Source organism: Neobacillus vireti (assembly GCF_036962345.1).
GTDB classification, from domain to species: Bacteria; Bacillota; Bacilli; order Bacillales; family Cytobacillaceae; genus Neobacillus; species Neobacillus vireti_A.
Genome location: NZ_JBALNB010000015.1, coordinates 218,743 through 236,048 on the forward strand (window position 1 = coordinate 218,743; position 17,306 = coordinate 236,048).

Consider the following 17,306-nt stretch of genomic DNA (forward strand, 5'->3'; position numbering starts at 1 on the left):
ACATTGAAGGAGCGTTTGTGGACTAAATCTTTTGTTATGTTGATGGTTGGGAATCTTTTTGTTTTCATGTCTTTTCAAATGCTTATTCCTACGCTACCGCCTTATATTAAATCTATCGGTGCCACGGGATTAGAAATTGGACTTGTTACTGGGTTGTTTGCATTCGGTGCTGTAATTATTAGACCTTTTATTGGGTATATGCTTGAATACAAACACAGGAAATCACTTGTCTTAATTGGGGCAGTTATTCTTTTAGCTATTACTATTCTTTATCCATTATCAAGAATCGTCATGATATTCCTGCTTATCCGTTTTGTCCATGGTCTTGCCTGGGGTTGGTCAACAACCGTGAATGGTACAGCGGCAGTCGATGTCATTCCATTTTCTAGACTTGGTGAAGGAATGGGCTATTTTGGGCTATCAACCACGATTGGATATATCATTGCCCCTAGTTTAGGAATCTTTCTATATAATGTCACTACATTTACGAACCTCATTGTAATTTCAAGCCTATTAGGGTTTATTTCTGTCGTATTGCTTGCACTGGTTCGCTACCAAACACCAGAAGCCGTTATTAAAACTAAAAAGGAGAATCTTAAATTTTCCTACCTTGGTTCATTAGTGGAGAAAACGAGCTGGTACCCATCACTTATTACCATCATTATTTGTCTTGGGTATGGCTCGGTTTCAACCTTTATCGTTATCTTTGGGGAAGAAAGAGGCATGGACCAAATCTTTTTATTCTACATTCTTAATGCGATTATTGCTTCGGCAGCTAGACCGTTTGCAGGAAAGTGGTTTGATGAAAAGGGTCCGGTCGCTATTGTTTACTTCTGTATTTGTGCTACATTTGTTGGATTGTGGGTTCTTTCTTACGCGCAAACCAATTTCATGCTTGCTATAGCTGGAGGGTTGTTTGGACTTGGTTTTGGCTGTGCATTACCAACCTTACAATCCTGGACACTTTCCATAACACCATCCAATCGAAGAGGTGTAGCCAATGGGATGTTCTTTTCATCGATTGATTTAGGGATTGGCTTAAGCGGTGTAATTTTTGGTTTATTGGCTCAATTCGTCGATACAGCCAGCCTCTTCCGCATAGGAAGTCTATTTCTGATAGCAGCGATCATACTAACGGTAATCGAGGTACGGAAAAAAAGAGTCACTCCAAAGGAAAGTTCTGTTTAATAAAGAAAGGTCAGTTCCTCTAAATTAGTGGGTCTGACCTTTTTTTAAAATTAAACTCCTTGTCTACGTCTTTTTTGAATTTGTAATGTAACAAAACCTGCTAATAGGATTACTGAACCTATTGCAACAAAGTTGTAGGCAGGGGAAGCTGTGTTTGGAATAGCATATCCAGTTGCTTTTACTGCCGGTGTTGGTGCTGGTGTAGTTGATACAGGTGTTGGAGTCGGTGTAGGTTCTTTAACTGGCGGTGTCGGTGTTGGATTTTCAGCCGGCGTTTTTTCTTTAATATTTTCAATTGTTATCGTTTGAACTACTTCAATGCCGTTTCCATCTAGGATATAAATAGTGTAGGTTCCATTTTTGGTTACCTCGAATTTATTTTCAATGATTGCTGTTCCTATTGGGAAACCATCCTCATTGTAGAAATTATCAGCTGTTAAGGTTCCTTCCAACCACATCATTGAAAGAACTTCTTCTACATTAGTAAGAACTTCGATCGTAACAGGACCAGTTGTTTCTTCCGTTTGAGCTGGAGTTAATTCAACAGTAGGTTCTTCAGGAAGTAAAGGAATGAGTATCTCCGTTGCTAATCCAGCAAGTACAGCTTGCCCTACTGAAGTAGGATGGATGTCGCCGGGAATAATATATGTCGATTGATTGTTATCAAATACAGTTTTTGCGTTTGCAACAAAAGTGCCAGGTACATTTGAAAAAGGCGAAATAACATTTGTATTTACACCCGTTACAATTTGCTCGCCAATACTATGTAGGAAAGCATTAAATTGGTTGTCAGTACTTGGACCAAAAGGATTGTAAATATTATATAGGATAATAGGTGCATCAGTGTTTAAGCTTCTAATTTTCCCGAAAATGGATTGCAAATTTTTACCTAATTGTGCAGCAGCTAGTTCTACTTTAGGCTGAAGTGCAGCTGGGTCTACTGGAGTTCCATTATCAATAATAGTCCTAAGGCCTACGGCTCCCATTAAATCATTACTACCAATATTCAGTGTAAATACATCGGCATTCTGAATTGCTGCTTCATTAGCAGGATCATTAACTTGTGCTAAAATGTTTGAAGATGTCCATCCTCCGCCGCTAATATTGGTTACATTGAAAAATCCTTGTTCTAGTATTAAGTTTGGAAATGACTTTGATGATTTTTTTGTATTTCCATTGGTATCATCAAGATTCCAGCCATAGGTAATCGAATCCCCTAATGCAACAAGATTAGGCTTTTCTACGTTTTCATCTGCAAAAGCAAATGAGGAAAAGAAGGTGCTAAAGGCAAACATGAGTGTTAATAAAATTGAAAATCTCTTAAATTTCATTTTAAATCCTCCAAACTATTATTTTCTATTGCCAAATTCTATTATAATCTCCTGTTTTTCGAATATTCAATATATATAATTCTACAATTTATGCAAAAAGACCTATGACTTTTAGAATGTAGAAGAAAGAAATGTAATAAATGTCTAGTTTAATATTCAAAATATTCTTTACGTTTGGTACAATAGGTTGGGGAAGTAATGTCCAAGATGTAATTACGATTGGAGAGGAAAAAACGTAAGCTATCCCTTTTATTGAAAGCGCTTTATTTACTAGCAGAAAGTGAGGCGACCATCATGAAGCATCCATATTTAACGGACGATCATGAAATATTTCGAAAGTCATTAAGAAAGTTTTTAGAAAAAGAGGCTGTTCCATTTTATGATCAATGGGAAGAAGATCGAATGATTCCCCGTTCCTTGTGGAGAAAGATGGGGGAGCAGGGATTCCTGTGTCCTGATTTAGACGAGAAGTATGGTGGCAGCGGTGTTGATTGGGGGTTTTCCGTTGTCATTAATGAGGAATTAGAACGGGTAGGCTCTAGCTTAGTAGGTATTGGGCTGCATAATGATATTGTTGTTCCTTATATCCATACGTTTGGTTCAGAGGAACAAAAGCAGCGCTGGCTGCCTCGGTGTGTGACCGGAGAAATGATAACTGCCATTGCAATGACAGAACCCGGAACGGGGTCAGACCTAGCTAATATTAAAACAACTGCCAAACTTGATGGGGACCACTATATACTAAATGGACAAAAGACATTTATTACAAATGGAATTCAATCCGATCTCATCCTTGTAGCGTGTAAAACGGACCCGAATGCGGTACCAAAGCATAAAGGTGTCAGCTTGCTCTTAGTTGAGCGGGATACTCCGGGATTTTCACGGGGAAGAAAGCTAAACAAAGTTGGTCTTCATAGTCAGGATACTGCTGAGTTGATTTTTGAAGATTGCCGAGTAGCTAAGGAGAATCTGCTTGGTGAAGAAGGTAAAGGATTTATATATATGATGGATAAACTCCAGCAGGAACGGCTTGTGGTTGCGATTGCGGCTCAAACTGCAGCTGAGGTTATGGTTCAGGTGACAATGGAATATGTGAAAAGCCGTGAAGCCTTTGGAAAATCAATCAGCCATTTCCAAAATACACAGTTCAAGATGGCTGAAATGGCGACAGAAGTTGAGATGGGAAGAGCATTTTTAGACCAACTAATAGCGGAGCATATGGATGGTCAAAATGTGGTGACCAAGGTTTCAATGGCAAAATGGAAGCTGACAGATACTGCAAAGAAAATCGCGGGTGAATGCCTGCAGCTTCATGGCGGCTATGGATATATGGAAGAATATGAGATAGCAAGAAGATTCCGTGATATTCAAGTTTCAAGCATTTATGCTGGTACCAACGAAATCATGAAAACCATTATTGCAAAAAATCTAGGTTTGTAAATGGGGGGAGATTAGATGACAACCACTATTGGGAAAATTTTTGAACTAACTGTAAAAAGATACCCGAACAAGGAAGCTATTTACGATGTTAGAAAAAATGTTCGTTATACGTACAAAGAGTGGAATGATCAGGTAAATCGCCTTGCAAATGCATTGTTAAACGAAGGAGTAAAAAAAGGTGACCGTGTTTCCACATTCATGTTTAATACCGAAGAATTAGGAACTGCACTTTTTGCCTGTGCCAAAATAGGTGCGATCTTCAATCCAATTAACTTCCGCTTAATGCCTGAGGAGGTGGCTTTTATTCTATCAGATGCAACTCCAAAGGTAGTTCTGTTTGAAAAGGCGTTAGAGTCTGTCATTTCTGCGATTGAAAATCGTTATGATTCTACTGCCTTTTGGTTTATTGATGAAGAAACGCCAGCATACGCAGTAAGTTATCATGATAAACTTGCGGGTTCGTCAATTGAAGAGATTCATGCGGATGTTAATGAAAATGATATTTATGCGTTCATTTATACAAGCGGGACAACGGGAAGGCCAAAAGGGGTTATGCATAGTCATCGAAATATGGTTGACCAAAGTATGCTATGTATTGCTGCTCAAAAGCTAGATTCAGAGGATGTTGGACTTGTTACCGCTCCTATGTTCCATTGTGCTGAGCTTCATTGTGCCTTTTTGCCAAGAATTCAGACTGGAGCACGAAACGTCATTCTTCATCAATTCAATCCAAAAGTCATCTTACAATTAATTCAGCAAGAGAAAATCACGAAGTTTTTTGCTGCACCAACTATGTGGAACATGCTGTTGCAAGAAGAACTAAGCCAGTATAATACGGAAAGTCTCAAGCTTGGTTTATATGGTGCTGCTCCAATGGCGCCGAGTCTAGTTCACGCTCTCCACGATCAATTCGGTATCGAGTTAGTTCAGGCCTATGGAATGACAGAAATGGGTCCTGCTATCACCTTCTTATCAGAGAAGGATCAGCTTAGAAAGGCTGGATCAGCTGGGCAAGCAGCATATAATCATGATATTCGTGTGGTTCGTACAAGAGAGGACGGACCATCTGATCCTGATGATATCGTTCCAGTGGGAGAAACAGGTGAAATTATTGTGAAGGGCCCATGCATGATGATCGGCTATTTTAACCGTATAGAAGCAACTGAAAATTCGCTGTATAAAGGCTGGTACCATTCTGGTGATATAGGGTATCTAGATGAAGACGGCTTTCTATTTGTCAATGACAGGGTGGATGATATGATCATCAGTGGCGGGGAGAATATCTATCCGCGTGAGGTTGAGGATATTTTACATGCACATGAAGGTGTACTCGATGTTGCTGTCGTTGGCCAGCCAGATGACCGCTGGGGTGAGACGGTTACCGCTTTTGTAGTGAGAAAAAATCCTAAGCTGACTGAACAAGACCTAGAAGACTATTGTAAAAACAGTGAAAATCTAGCGAACTATAAACGTCCACGTAAATACATTTTTTGTGAAGCATTGCCGCGGAATGCAAGTGGGAAAATCCAAAAATTTGTTTTGCGGAAACAGTTAGAAGAGCTGTTTACACAGGGTAGATGATAGGAGAGGGCTGCCGGGATATGTCTCGGCAGCTTTTTATTATAATTATTTGCGGATGGCAAGAAATACTGGCGGATGGCGGGAAAATACTGGCGGATGGCGGAAAATACTGGCGGATGGCGGAAAATACTGGCGGATGGCAAGAAATACTGGCGGAGGCGGATAGCGAGAAATACTCTCGGATAGCGCGAAATACTTGCGGTCATCAAAAATTGCATCGAACTCATCTAAAAAGAGGTATAATGATAGAAGATTATTTAGTAGAAGGGTGGAGACGTTTTGTTGTTTGAGAAAGCCCAACAGTTATTAGAATCTCATTTTGGATATTCATCTTTTCGAAATGGGCAGGAGCTTGCAATTCAATCTGTATTAGCCGGTGAAAATACGATTTGTGTCATGCCCACTGGCGGCGGTAAATCTATTTGTTATCAAATTCCTGCACTTGTTCTGCCAGGTACTACGATTGTAATCTCCCCGTTAATCTCACTGATGAAGGATCAAGTCGACGCCCTCGTACAGGTAGGAATTCCTGCAGCTTTTATTAATAGTTCATTAAGCTTTAGCGAAGCAAATCAAAGAATCTGGGAAGCAAAGCAAGGTATTTACAAACTCCTATATATAGCCCCCGAGCGGTTAGAATCAAGAGAATTTATTGAAGATCTGAAACAAATGGACATTCCGTTAGTTGCTGTCGATGAAGCCCACTGTATCTCACAATGGGGGCACGATTTTCGCCCAAGCTACCGGCATATCCAGCAAATGGTCCACAGTCTGCCGCAGAAACCCAACGTCTTGGCACTTACTGCCACTGCCACACCAAGGGTTCGGGAAGATATCTGTGAAACATTAGATATTGACCAAGAGAATTCAATTCTTACAGGTTTTGAACGAGAGAACCTTACTTTTTCGGTTATTAAAGGCCAAGACAGACTGCATTTTTTAAAGGATTATTTAAAAAAGAATGAAAAAGAGGCGGGCATCATCTATGCTGCCACCCGAAAAAACGTAGAACAGCTTTACGAAAGACTGAAGAAAGATAATATCAATGTTGCCAGGTATCATGCAGGGATGGGGGATGCAGAGCGTGTACACGAGCAGGAGCGGTTTTTAAAAGATGAAGCATCTGTTATGGTAGCAACTTCAGCCTTTGGGATGGGAATTGATAAGTCCAATATTCGATATGTTCTTCATTTCCAACTCCCCAAAAATATGGAGAGCTACTATCAAGAGGCGGGGCGTGCTGGACGAGACGGGCTCGAGAGTGAATGTATTCTCCTATATTCCTCACAAGATGTGCAGGTTCAGCGCTTTTTAATCGATCAGTCCAGCGACCGAATCCGGACAACACAGGAACTTGAAAAGCTGCAGCAAATGGTGGATTACTGCCATACCGAGGACTGCCTGCAAGAATTTATATTAAAATATTTTGGAGAAACCGAGACGGAAAAATGCGGGCATTGTGGGAATTGCCTCGATTCGCGCTCTAGCGTCGATGTTACAAAAGAAGCACAAATGGTAATGTCTTGTGTGATTCGGATGGGGCAGCGATTTGGCAAAACCCTGACGGCTCAGGTTTTGACAGGTTCAAAAAATAAAAAAGTAACAGAAATGGGTTTTGACAAACTAACAACATATGGAATCATGAAGGAAAAAGGGTTGAAAGAAGTCACCGATTTCATGGAGTTTCTAATTTCACAAGATTTAATTGCAATTGAACAAGGACAATTTCCAACACTTTATGTATCTTCTAAAGGGAAAGACGTCTTGGTAGGAAAAGAAAATGTCCATCGTCGGGAAAGTGTTAAAGTTAGAGAGATTTCAAAGGATGACCCGCTATTTGAAACGTTACGTGAAGTTAGAAGAGCGATTGCAGAAACTGAAAATGTGCCTCCATTTGTCATTTTTTCCGATGCCGCAATAAAGGATATGTGCGCAAAATTACCGAAGACGAATGAGGAATTTTTACGTGTAAGTGGTGTCGGTGAACACAAGCTGCAAAAATATGGCCTTGATTTTATACAAGCTATTCGTCAGTTTTGTGAAGCCCATCCAGATCGCCAGCCAGAGTTAATCCAGGGAGCTGCTCCTAAAAAGGCAGCCAAAAAGGCTGTTGGAGATTCTCACCTAGAGACCTTTCAGTTACACCAGCAAAACTTATCCATAGAGGAAATTGCTGATAAACGAGAGCTGGCGCACAGCACTGTTGAAAGTCATTTAATTCAGTGTGCTCAACAAGGGATGGAAGTAGATTTCAACAGGCTTATTCCTGAAGAATATCTCAAATTAATTGAAAAAGCAGTTGAAGAGGCAGGTAGAGATCGGCTAAAGCCCATTAAAGAGCTGTTACCGGAAGAGGTAAGTTATTTTATGATAAAGGGTTATCTCTATTTTATAAGTAAGAAAAAATAGAATCTCAAATTATTCCTGTCATCTGTCGACTTATTTCCCGGGAATTTGTCGAAAAACAAGAGCCATATTAAGTAAATAGGGCTCTTGTTTATTCCTGATAATCATCCAAAAACGGCTTATTCACAAAATAATACATCCATGCCATTAGAATACTTCCGCCAAATAAATTGCCAATCGTTACCGGTATCAGGTTATGGATGACTCCACCCCAAGAGATTGTTCCTGGATGATTCAACACAAGAGCGATAGCAAAGGTACACATATTGGCAATACTGTGTTCATAACCTGAAATGAAAAAGCAGAAAACGAAAAGAATCATTGAAAACATTTTCGGGCCATCGCCTTTAAGTCCCAGTGGAATAAAAAAAGCTAAGCAGACAAGCCAATTACATAGTATGGCTCTAAAAAACAACTCTACCGTTGGGACCTGCATTTTCTTTTCCACGACACTTAATAAAAATCCATTTACGGATGATTCTTCGTATAGACCTGTTGTAAAAATAATAAATGCAAAGAGAGCGGCTCCTAAAATATTTCCTGCATAACTGCTAATCCATAACTTTGTTACTTCGCTCCAAGCCATCTTTTTGCGCAGTGCAGTGTAGGTATAATAAAAGGTATTACCAGTGAATAAGTCTCCTCCAGCATAAGCGATTAAGATGATGGCAGATCCAAAAGTTAGAGCGGCCATTGGGTATGCAAAAGGAGAATGTTCTAAATAAAAGTAGTTTCCAGTCTTAAAGGCGACAATCACGCCAAAACCAATAAACATACTGGCAAGCATGGCTCTTAGAATGTATCGTAACAAGCTTTGTCTAAAGATTTTTACCTTCTTTAAGGCTAACTTTTCCACTTCACTTAACGGCTGCATTTCCATATAGGTATTCCCACCATTCACAGTTAGCATTTTCTTAGTGTTTTTCTGGGAACATTAAATTATGCATGTTGAATAATAAACATATTCATAACATAAGATTTTTAAAAGCTTTAAATTAGCCATAAAAGCGGTATTTCAGCTATAATGAAGTGGTTTTTCTATTATTGAGTTTAAGGAGTTTACTATGTCTGATTTTAAAAAAATTTCCCCAGAATATGACCCGTGGGAAGCATATAATGATATACAACAATATGGGAAGCCTCAACTAACCAATATCGAATTTACGACCACAACCTTATGTAATATGCGCTGTGAGCATTGCGCAGTAGGATACACCCTTCAAACAAAAGACCCTGAGGCGCTTCCACTTGTATTGCTTTTGAATAGGTTAGATGAAATTCCAGCCTTACGCTCCCTTAGTATTACAGGGGGGGAACCAATGCTGTCTCTGTCCTCGATTAGAAACTATGTGGTTCCTATTTTGCAATATGCTCATGAACGAGGTGTTCGGACGCAAATCAATTCGAATTTAACCCTTGATTTAGCACGCTATGAACCAATCATTCCTTATTTGGATGTTTTACATATCTCACATAACTGGGGTACAGTAGATGATTTCGTCGAGGGCGGGTTTGCTAGAATGGCCAACAAACCCGATTTCAAGCAGCGGGAAAAGTATTTTATCAGAATGATAGAAAATAGCAGGGAACTAGTAAAGGCGGGGGTAATGGTATCAGCGGAAACCATGCTAAACAAACGAACACAGCACCACTTGGAAAAAATACATCGTCAAATTGTAGATGAAATGCTCTGTCAGAGGCATGAGATTCATCCTATGTACCCAAGTGATTTTGCTAGTAATCTTGAATCGTTAACGCTAAATGAAATTAGAGATGCCATTCATCACTTATTAGATGTCCGCAATGAAGACGTCTGGATGCTTTTTGGAACGCTCCCTTTTTATGCATGCAGCAATAAACCTGAGGATTTAAGACTGTTAAACAGACTCTATCAAAGTAAAAATGTAACGGTCAGAAATGATCCGGATGGCCGTTCACGATTGAATGTAAATATTTTTAATGGAGATATAATTGTCACTGACTTTGGTGATACGCCTTCATTAGGAAATATCATAAATACCAAGCTGACCGATGCATACGAAAACTGGCAATCTACCACTACGGCTGGGGAATTAAGCTGCCATTGTCCAGCTGTTTCCTGCCTTGGCCCAAATATTTTGGTGAAAAACAGTTATTATAGGGATTTGGATTTTTCAAATCTCAAAAATAATATAAGCAAATAGAACAGCAGGAGAACTCCCTCCTGCTGTTTTCTATATTGTATGATGTTTTACGAGCTTTGGGTGACGCTGCATGGAGATATACAAGATGATTCCACTTATGATCAATAATCCACTTGTACTAATAAACACGGCGGAAAATCCAAAATAGCCGGAAATAACCCCGCCTAACAGCGGACCAATAATATTCCCAAGGAAACGTAAGCTAGTATTGTAGCCTAAGACTTCCCCCTGCATGGCGATGGGCGCCTCTTGACGAATGTAAGCAATCCGAACAGGAATAATCCCGCCAATGGCAATACCAAGTACAAAGCGGATGATAACCAATTGCCAGTAATCCGTCACCATAGCACCAGGAAGGTATATGATTCCTGATATAAAAAGCAGGATAACCAGGATTTTTATATAACCATGATTATCGGCAATCTTTCCCCACGTCCTTGACATCAATAGATTTCCTAAACCAGCTGCAGAAAAAGCAATGCCTGAATAAAAAGCTATGTTGGCAGGTCCATGCAATTCGCTGACAAATAAAGATAAAATCGGTTGGATGCTGAAGTGGGCGATTTGAACAAGTGCAGAAATGAGTAATACCGTCAATAATAACGGATTCTTAAAAATATGTACTAATACTTCTTTACTGGAATAATGTGATTTGCTTCCTTTTTTCGCTTCCATTACATATTCCTTTGTTGCAAAAACCAGCAGACCGGAAACAAAAATAGCAATGGAAGTCCACTTAAAGGTCAAGGCATAACCCAACGAATCCGCTAAAACCCCGCCAAGCAGCGGGCCAAGCAGCGAACCCGTTATACTGCCTGTTTGTAAGGTCCCAAGGACACGGCCGGCAATTTCTTTTGGTGTTTGGGTAGAAATAAAGGCTTGTGACATTGGAATAAAACCTGTGAAAAATCCCATCAAAAGTCGAAGCAGGAACAGCTGCCAAACAGATTGTACATAACCCATTAGAAAAATGGAACATCCCATCCCAATCCCGGTTATAATGAGAATTCTTTTTCTTCCATATCTGTCGCCAATCTTGCCCCAAATGGGTGAAAAGATAAACGCGGATACAAATGTTACTGCAAATGTTATGCCAGACCAGTGCTGAACATATTTTTCCGAAAAATCACCAAAGGTCTCTATGTATAATGAAATAAACGGAAGTACCATTGTCATACTGCCGGCAACAAAGAAGTTAGAAAACCACATAATCACGATATTTCGTTTGGCTATCTTTGATTTCGACATGTCATATTTCACTTCTTTCTGGAGGTATTTAGAGTACCTAAATACAATAATACCGAATTTTTAAATTAATGAAAGGAATACCACCTATTGATTGGTCCTCCAGCATTGGAATTGATAAAAACCCGGTTATTGATTAAACTTAGGAAATCATAGGAAGAAAAAATGAATGTGGTGAACGGTAGATGGAAATTCAAAAAGAAGAAACATATGAAATTATCGAGGTTTGCATACTCGCTGGGAAAATCATGCTGCAAAGCGGCGGGGAGACCTATCGTGTTGAGGACACAATGATGAGAATCGCTGCAGCTTTTGGAATTGAAAAAACACATAGTTATGTAACCCCAACAGGAATTATCTTTTCTGCAGAGGGCTCTGAACCTACTAAAACGAAGTTGATTCGAATCTTATCGAGGTCTACCGATTTGAAAAAGGTGGCCATGGTAAACAGCATTTCGCGAAAAATCACCTCAGGTGAAACCAATCTGCAAGAAGCATTAACTCTATTAAAAGAATTAGATGCTTTGGATGTAAGCTTCCCATTTATGGTACAGGTTGCAGCTGCTTCCATTGCTAGCGGGTGTTTTATGATCATGTTTAGGGGGGAGTGGAATGACTTTATCCCAGCCATGATAACTGGAGGTTTGGGATATCTGGGCTTTCTCTACTTTCACCGTTATGTCCCGATCAAGTTTTTCTCGGAGTTTTTAGCTTCATTCACTATTGGGTTACTCGCATTAATTTTTATTGAATCAGGAATTGGGCACCAGTTAGATAAAATAATCATCGGTTCGGTAATGACCTTAGTACCTGGACTATTAGTTACGAATGCAGTGAGGGATTTAATGGCGGGGCATTTAGTGTCAGGGTTATCAAAGGGTGCGGAGGCAGTTCTAACGGCATTTGCCATCGGGTCAGGGATTGCGGTTGTTTTATCATTTTTATAGGCTGTTTGTAAAAATAGATGTTAAAATCTTAAAGCCGATTTTAACGTGGAAATAGTTATTTTGCGCTTAAAAATTAAGTTTGCAGGCTCTTTTCTTATTAATTTCACGCTATTTTCTGCGGAATCATTGCGTAATCATGAAATTTTGTTCCAAAAAGTAGCAACGTTTAAGAAAAGAGCCCTTATATAAACGGAGGCATAAAGTGGACATAATTGGACAACTACTCACAAGCTTTTTTGCAACAGCTGCCTTTGGAGTGATATTTAATGCACCGAAGAATACATTAGTAAAATGCGGCTTGGTTGGAATGGGTGGCTGGATTATTTACTATTTATCTGAAAGCTATACGGGCGACGTGGTTCTCGCAACATTCGGGGCGACTCTTTTTATAGGAATCGTTAGTCAACAGCTCGCTAAATTTTATAAAACACCTGTTATTATTTTTAGTGTCGCTGGAATTATTCCCTTAGTTCCAGGTGGACTGGCTTATGACACGATGAGGAAATTTGTAGAGGATGATTTTTTTACAGCGTTAACCTTAGGTGCAAAAGTAATCTTGCTGTCTGGCTCCATTGCGTTTGGGCTCGTTTTTTCAGAAGTCATTAACCAAGTGGCCCGTAAAATAAAAGGAGCAAGCAAAACGATGCGGGTGTAATTCAATCGAAAATGAGATGAAGGCAGAGGATTTATTTCCACTGCCTTCTTTTTCTTTTGATTTGGTGGGATTACAATCTCAACTTATAGCCTCCCAAACCTCGATTGACAGCTGGTCTGGTTAAAAATGGTTTACAATGAATATCCATCCATATAAAGATACAAACTAACCTATCTTATTTTATAATAGGCGGGTTTTATCTATGGCTTTTTTTCGAAAATATCGTAATAAAAGGAATCAACAAACTTCATTCCAAATACAGAACAATGACCCTGCAAACAAACACATAAGTACATTTTTATCGGAGAATACGGCAGAAATTCAGAAGATTTTTAGCGAGACTCCCGATTTAGTTGTGAAGAACTTTGTCATAAAACAAACAAAGCGCCAAGCCACCCTTGCTTATTTAAGCGGTCTTACAGATACAAAGACCATTCATAATCATGTTTTAAGCCCGCTTTTATTTGAAGTGAATAAGGAGGGACATGAATTTGAAGTACAGGTATCGATTGGGGGAGTAAAAGAAAAAAATTCTTGGCAGGACATTGAAATTGCAATATTACAAGGAAATAGTGTCTTATTTATTGATAAGAGGAATAAGGCATTCATCTTTGATACACAAGGATGGCCAGAAAGAGCAGTTGAGGATACTACCATTGAATCTTCCTTACGAGGAGAACATCTAGGTTTCACAGAAACAGGCAGCACTAATATCGCTTTGATTCGCCGCCATATTCAAAACCGTGAGTTGAAAATGAAGGAAATGACCGTTGGTACAAGAGGGAATTTAAAGCTTACGATAATGTATTTAGCTGATGTTGTAAATCCAGAAGTATTGAAGGAGCTTGTAGACCGAATAAACAAACTCGATGTCGATAGTATTTTAAATGCGGCCTCATTAGCAGAATATATTGAGGACAACCCCTATTCTCCATTTCCGCAATTATTTTTAACGGAACGCCCAGATTTTGCTGCTGGAGAAATTTTACAGGGTAGGATTGTGACAGTAGTAGATCGTTCTCCCAATGTCCTAATTGGACCAGCAACGTTTGAAATTTTTTTCAAGAGTATGGATGATTATGGGGCACGCTGGATCGTGGCATCCTTCATTCGCCTCATGAGATATTTTGGATTTTTTATTGCTATATTTCTACCGGCAACCTATATTGCTGTGATTGCCTTTCACTTTGAAATCGTCCCTTTAAAGCTGCTTTTATCCATTGGTGCATCTCGAGAACGAGTTCCATTTCCGCCTTTTATAGAAGCAATCATTATGGAAATAACATTAGAAATGCTGCGTGAAGCAGGTATACGTCTTCCTGCAAAAATTGGTCAAACAGTTGGTATCGTTGGTGGTATTGTCATAGGTCAAGCGGCTGTTCAAGCAGGAATCGTAAGTAATATCATGGTGATTGTCGTTGCCTTAACTGCAATTGCTTCTTTTATTATTCCAAATTATGATATGGGCGCAGCCATTCGGCTGCTTCGATTTCCAATGATGATTGCAGCAGCAATATTCGGATTTGTGGGACTAGCAGTTGGATTAATGACATTAATCGCTCATGTTATTGCACTCCAATCTTTAGGTACACCTTATGGCAGTCCATTTGCTCCATTACGTTTTCCAGATTGGAAAGATCTATTTATACGGTTTCCAGAGTGGTCGATTGTCAAGCGCCCTGAAAGCACTAGAGCTATTCAAAGGAAAAAAGCTAATTCAAATCGTCCAAAGGGTGACGAACATTGATGAAATATACACAAAATCCAATTACGTTCATGCAATATATCTTTTTAATTCATGGTGTTCAGGTTGGGGTCGGTCTTTTAACATTGCCGCGTGAATTAGCTGAAAAAGCAGGGACAGATGGCTGGATCGCTCTTATTATTGGCTGGTTATTTTCTACACTAGCGAGTTTAATCATTATACAAGTGATGAAGAATTACCCTAATGGAACGATTATTGATCTAATCACCAATTATTTCGGAAAATGGTGTGGAAAAATCGCGGCTGTTATTTTTATTTTGTATTACGCTTTTATAGGCTCTACCATTTTTGTTCGGGAAGGTCTGTTTATCCAATTTTGGATTTTGCCACAAACAAATATGGTTATCTTACTATTGCTCTTATCCATTCCCAGCTACCTGATTGTTCGAAATAATATAACGATAGTGGGCAGGTATGCTGAATTGGTTTTTTTTATGACGATATGGATGTTCTTCTTTTATTTCAATCCATTAAAAGAGGCTCACTGGCTTCACCTGCTTCCTATTATAAAAGAAGGATGGTTTCCAATACTTACAGCAGTAAAAACAACAATTTTTTCCTATTTAGGATTTGAAATTGCTTTTTTCCTGTATCCTTTTTTGCAACAAAAACATAAAGCATCCATCGGAATAGTCATTGCTAATACACTTACATTGGTCGTATTTTTAATTGTAACGATCGTTGCTTTTACATTTTATAGTCCAGATGAAATTACCCAGTATAAAGAACCAACCATAAATCTATTAAAAATAGTTGAATTCAAATTTTTGGAACGGTTGGAAATTGTCTATTTATCTTTGTATATATTTGTCATATCTACGACGGTCCTGCCAATCTTTTTTGTTACTGTATTTTCTGCCAGTCAATTATTTGGTAAGCAAGATCACAGTAAATATGTAGGATGGTTATTGCTTCTTAACCTGGTCTATGTTTTTTTCTTACCTCAATCTTTTGACAAAAATACTCAGCTTCAAAAAATGAGCGAACCCATTAGTTTCCTACTTGGATATGCTTTTCCACTATGCTTATGGGTATATCTCCTGCTTTATTCTCACTTAAAAAAGAGGGCGATAAAATGAAACGGTGGTTATATGCGACTCTTTTGATTTTCCTTATCGTCATCCTTTCTAGCTGCGGCAAGAAAGCTCCTTTAGAGGATTTGACGCTTGCTTTAATCCTTGGCATTGATCTGGATGATAAAAATAACCTTGTCTTTTATGAAATTAATCCAGTTTTTAGTAAAGAAGCAAAGAAAGGAACTGAATCATATGAGGTAAAGGCGAAAACAATACGAGATTCAAGAAGACTTTTTGACGCTTTGACAACAGGAGAGGTAACGGCTGGGAAAATTCAAGTATTATTAGTGGGAAAACGTGTCTTGCAACATGAAGATTGGTTTCCAATATTGGATACTGTTTATCGAAATCCTACATTTTCCATGAGTACAAGAGTAGTGACGGTTGATGGTCCTGTTTCAAAAGTTATTTTTCATAATCCAGGGGAGAAACCACAATTATCTTTACATCTGAAATCATTGATCGATAAAAACTATGATCGAACGAGAGCGGTAAAAGGTACACTTCAAGAACTGCATAGGGAGATTTACGAAAAGGGTATGACCCCTTTTATTTCGGAAGTGAAAAAAGAAAAAAATATTGAGCTGGCAGGAATATCTCTTCTTGATAATAAAGGGAAATATGCTCAATTTCTTAATGTGCCTGAATCAACTCTACTATTGATGTTACAGAATAAAAAGAGGCATGAAATCACCCTGACGATTCCCGTTCTTCCTAATGAAGATAAGAAAAACATCTTCCATAAAAATGTAATAAGTTTTGCAGTTAACAAAGTAAAAACGAAGATAAAGTCTGGATATAAGCAGAATAAATTTCAATTTGATATTAACATTAAATTGACCATCAATATTGTAGAACGTATATTTCCGGAAGAGAAGCTAAATAATGATCAGTTAACAAAGGCGATTGAAAGAGTGTTAAAAAAACAAATTGAAGACCTCATAAAGAAAATCCAAAAAAAGAAAATTGATCCGATTGGACTCGGTCTTTACGCCCGTGCGTACCAATATACTCATTTTAAAAAGGTGGGTAATAATTGGGGAGAAGCATTGGCAGAATCTGATGTCAATGTATCTGTAAAAGTACTAATCAACTCTAATGGGGCTGTCGAACAAAAATAAAACACTTTAAAATTAGACGAAGGCAGAGGATTTAATTCCTCTGCCTTCTTTTGCTTTTAATCCAAGTGGATCACTATTGTAACTTGTGAATGGTTGTTTCTACTATCAGCCATCGCAAGGTAAGTATTTATATATAATAAATGGTATTAAAAGACCAAATTGCCGCGGTTACTCTTCCACCTGATGGTTTTATACCTAAACGATGTAAGCCCTACCTCTCTTACATCCTTACGGCTCCGAAGCCGATCCAGCGTGAATAAGTTTTACTTTTAAAACATAAGCAGAATGCCAGAAAAAATTCTTACATTGCGTTATCTATCTATTACAAGTTACATAAAATCTAAAGCACAATTAATAATATTACACCC

General features: G+C 38.7%; 14 protein-coding genes. 11 read left to right on the top strand and 3 right to left on the bottom strand.

Features of this window, described 5'->3' with window-relative positions; all coding sequences use genetic code 11:
* Positions 1 to 3: 3 nt before the first annotated feature.
* Entirely contained in the window at positions 4 to 1,188 is a 1,185-nt protein-coding gene (locus V7108_RS18960; protein ID WP_335569106.1) for an MFS transporter, read from the top strand.
* Positions 1,189 to 1,238: 50 nt separating this feature from the next.
* Here V7108_RS18960 and V7108_RS18965 read toward each other — a convergent pair whose 3' ends face one another.
* The gene (locus V7108_RS18965; protein ID WP_335569107.1) at positions 1,239 to 2,519 is read right to left on the bottom strand and encodes a GDSL-type esterase/lipase family protein; all 1,281 of its coding nucleotides are present in this window, start codon (positions 2,517 to 2,519) and stop codon (positions 1,239 to 1,241) included.
* Between the two features lie 294 nt (positions 2,520 to 2,813).
* Between V7108_RS18965 and V7108_RS18970 the strand changes: the two genes are divergently transcribed.
* From V7108_RS18970 to recQ, 4 genes are read left to right on the top strand one after another with little or no spacing between them, the layout of a single operon-like run.
* On the top strand, positions 2,814 to 3,959 hold the full coding sequence (locus V7108_RS18970; RefSeq protein WP_335513194.1) for an acyl-CoA dehydrogenase family protein: 1,146 nt from the start codon (positions 2,814 to 2,816) through the stop codon (positions 3,957 to 3,959).
* A 15-nt stretch (positions 3,960 to 3,974) separates the two neighbouring features.
* On the top strand, positions 3,975 to 5,540 hold the full coding sequence (locus V7108_RS18975; RefSeq protein WP_335569108.1) for a fatty acid--CoA ligase: 1,566 nt from the start codon (positions 3,975 to 3,977) through the stop codon (positions 5,538 to 5,540).
* A 20-nt stretch (positions 5,541 to 5,560) separates the two neighbouring features.
* Positions 5,561 to 5,830, top strand: a complete 270-nt coding sequence (locus tag V7108_RS18980) for a hypothetical protein (protein ID WP_335569109.1) — start codon at positions 5,561 to 5,563, stop codon at positions 5,828 to 5,830.
* A complete protein-coding gene (recQ, locus tag V7108_RS18985; protein WP_335513192.1) occupies positions 5,823 to 7,949 on the top strand; it encodes a DNA helicase RecQ in 2,127 nt (708 codons plus the stop codon). The genes V7108_RS18980 and recQ overlap by 8 nt, the downstream gene beginning before the upstream one ends.
* A gap of 88 nt (positions 7,950 to 8,037) precedes the next feature.
* Here the strand turns inward: recQ and V7108_RS18990 are convergent, their stop codons facing one another.
* A complete protein-coding gene (locus V7108_RS18990) occupies positions 8,038 to 8,826 on the bottom strand; it encodes a formate/nitrite transporter family protein (RefSeq protein WP_335513188.1) in 789 nt (262 codons plus the stop codon).
* Positions 8,827 to 9,010: 184 nt separating this feature from the next.
* On the opposite strand from V7108_RS18990, the gene yfkAB reads away from it, so the two are divergent.
* Complete coding sequence (gene yfkAB / locus V7108_RS18995; RefSeq protein WP_335569110.1) at positions 9,011 to 10,129, top strand: radical SAM/CxCxxxxC motif protein YfkAB; 1,119 nt, start codon at positions 9,011 to 9,013, stop codon at positions 10,127 to 10,129.
* Positions 10,130 to 10,159: 30 nt separating this feature from the next.
* On the opposite strand, the gene V7108_RS19000 is transcribed toward yfkAB, so the two are convergent.
* The gene (locus V7108_RS19000; protein ID WP_335513184.1) at positions 10,160 to 11,377 is read right to left on the bottom strand and encodes an MFS transporter; all 1,218 of its coding nucleotides are present in this window, start codon (positions 11,375 to 11,377) and stop codon (positions 10,160 to 10,162) included.
* Positions 11,378 to 11,559: 182 nt separating this feature from the next.
* Between V7108_RS19000 and V7108_RS19005 the strand changes: the two genes are divergently transcribed.
* From V7108_RS19005 to V7108_RS19025, 5 genes are all read left to right on the top strand, one after another.
* Entirely contained in the window at positions 11,560 to 12,321 is a 762-nt protein-coding gene (locus V7108_RS19005) for a threonine/serine exporter family protein (RefSeq protein ID WP_335513182.1), read from the top strand.
* A 202-nt stretch (positions 12,322 to 12,523) separates the two neighbouring features.
* Complete coding sequence (locus V7108_RS19010) at positions 12,524 to 12,976, top strand: threonine/serine exporter family protein (RefSeq protein WP_420489059.1); 453 nt, start codon at positions 12,524 to 12,526, stop codon at positions 12,974 to 12,976.
* Between the two features lie 202 nt (positions 12,977 to 13,178).
* The gene (locus V7108_RS19015; protein WP_335513180.1) at positions 13,179 to 14,723 is read left to right on the top strand and encodes a spore germination protein; all 1,545 of its coding nucleotides are present in this window, start codon (positions 13,179 to 13,181) and stop codon (positions 14,721 to 14,723) included.
* Positions 14,723 to 15,820 carry a GerAB/ArcD/ProY family transporter gene (locus V7108_RS19020; RefSeq protein ID WP_335513178.1) on the top strand — a complete coding sequence of 366 codons (1,098 nt, stop codon included), beginning with the start codon at positions 14,723 to 14,725 and terminating at the stop codon, positions 15,818 to 15,820. The genes V7108_RS19015 and V7108_RS19020 overlap by 1 nt, the downstream gene beginning before the upstream one ends.
* A complete protein-coding gene (locus tag V7108_RS19025; protein WP_335513177.1) occupies positions 15,817 to 16,938 on the top strand; it encodes a Ger(x)C family spore germination protein in 1,122 nt (373 codons plus the stop codon). The genes V7108_RS19020 and V7108_RS19025 overlap by 4 nt, the downstream gene beginning before the upstream one ends.
* Positions 16,939 to 17,306: the final 368 nt, after the last annotated feature.

Coding starts and splice junctions, on each gene's coding strand:
- V7108_RS18980 (WP_335569109.1), top strand. CDS start 5,561: ATGTCTCGGCAGCTTTTTATTATAATTATTTGCGGATGGCAAGAAATA.
- V7108_RS19005 (WP_335513182.1), top strand. CDS start 11,560: ATGGAAATTCAAAAAGAAGAAACATATGAAATTATCGAGGTTTGCATA.
- yfkAB (WP_335569110.1), top strand. CDS start 9,011: ATGTCTGATTTTAAAAAAATTTCCCCAGAATATGACCCGTGGGAAGCA.
- V7108_RS19020 (WP_335513178.1), top strand. CDS start 14,723: ATGAAATATACACAAAATCCAATTACGTTCATGCAATATATCTTTTTA.
- V7108_RS19015 (WP_335513180.1), top strand. CDS start 13,179: ATGGCTTTTTTTCGAAAATATCGTAATAAAAGGAATCAACAAACTTCA.
- V7108_RS19000 (WP_335513184.1), bottom strand. CDS start 11,377: ATGTCGAAATCAAAGATAGCCAAACGAAATATCGTGATTATGTGGTTT.
- V7108_RS18970 (WP_335513194.1), top strand. CDS start 2,814: ATGAAGCATCCATATTTAACGGACGATCATGAAATATTTCGAAAGTCA.
- V7108_RS18975 (WP_335569108.1), top strand. CDS start 3,975: ATGACAACCACTATTGGGAAAATTTTTGAACTAACTGTAAAAAGATAC.
- V7108_RS19025 (WP_335513177.1), top strand. CDS start 15,817: ATGAAACGGTGGTTATATGCGACTCTTTTGATTTTCCTTATCGTCATC.
- V7108_RS18965 (WP_335569107.1), bottom strand. CDS start 2,519: ATGAAATTTAAGAGATTTTCAATTTTATTAACACTCATGTTTGCCTTT.
- V7108_RS18990 (WP_335513188.1), bottom strand. CDS start 8,826: ATGGAAATGCAGCCGTTAAGTGAAGTGGAAAAGTTAGCCTTAAAGAAG.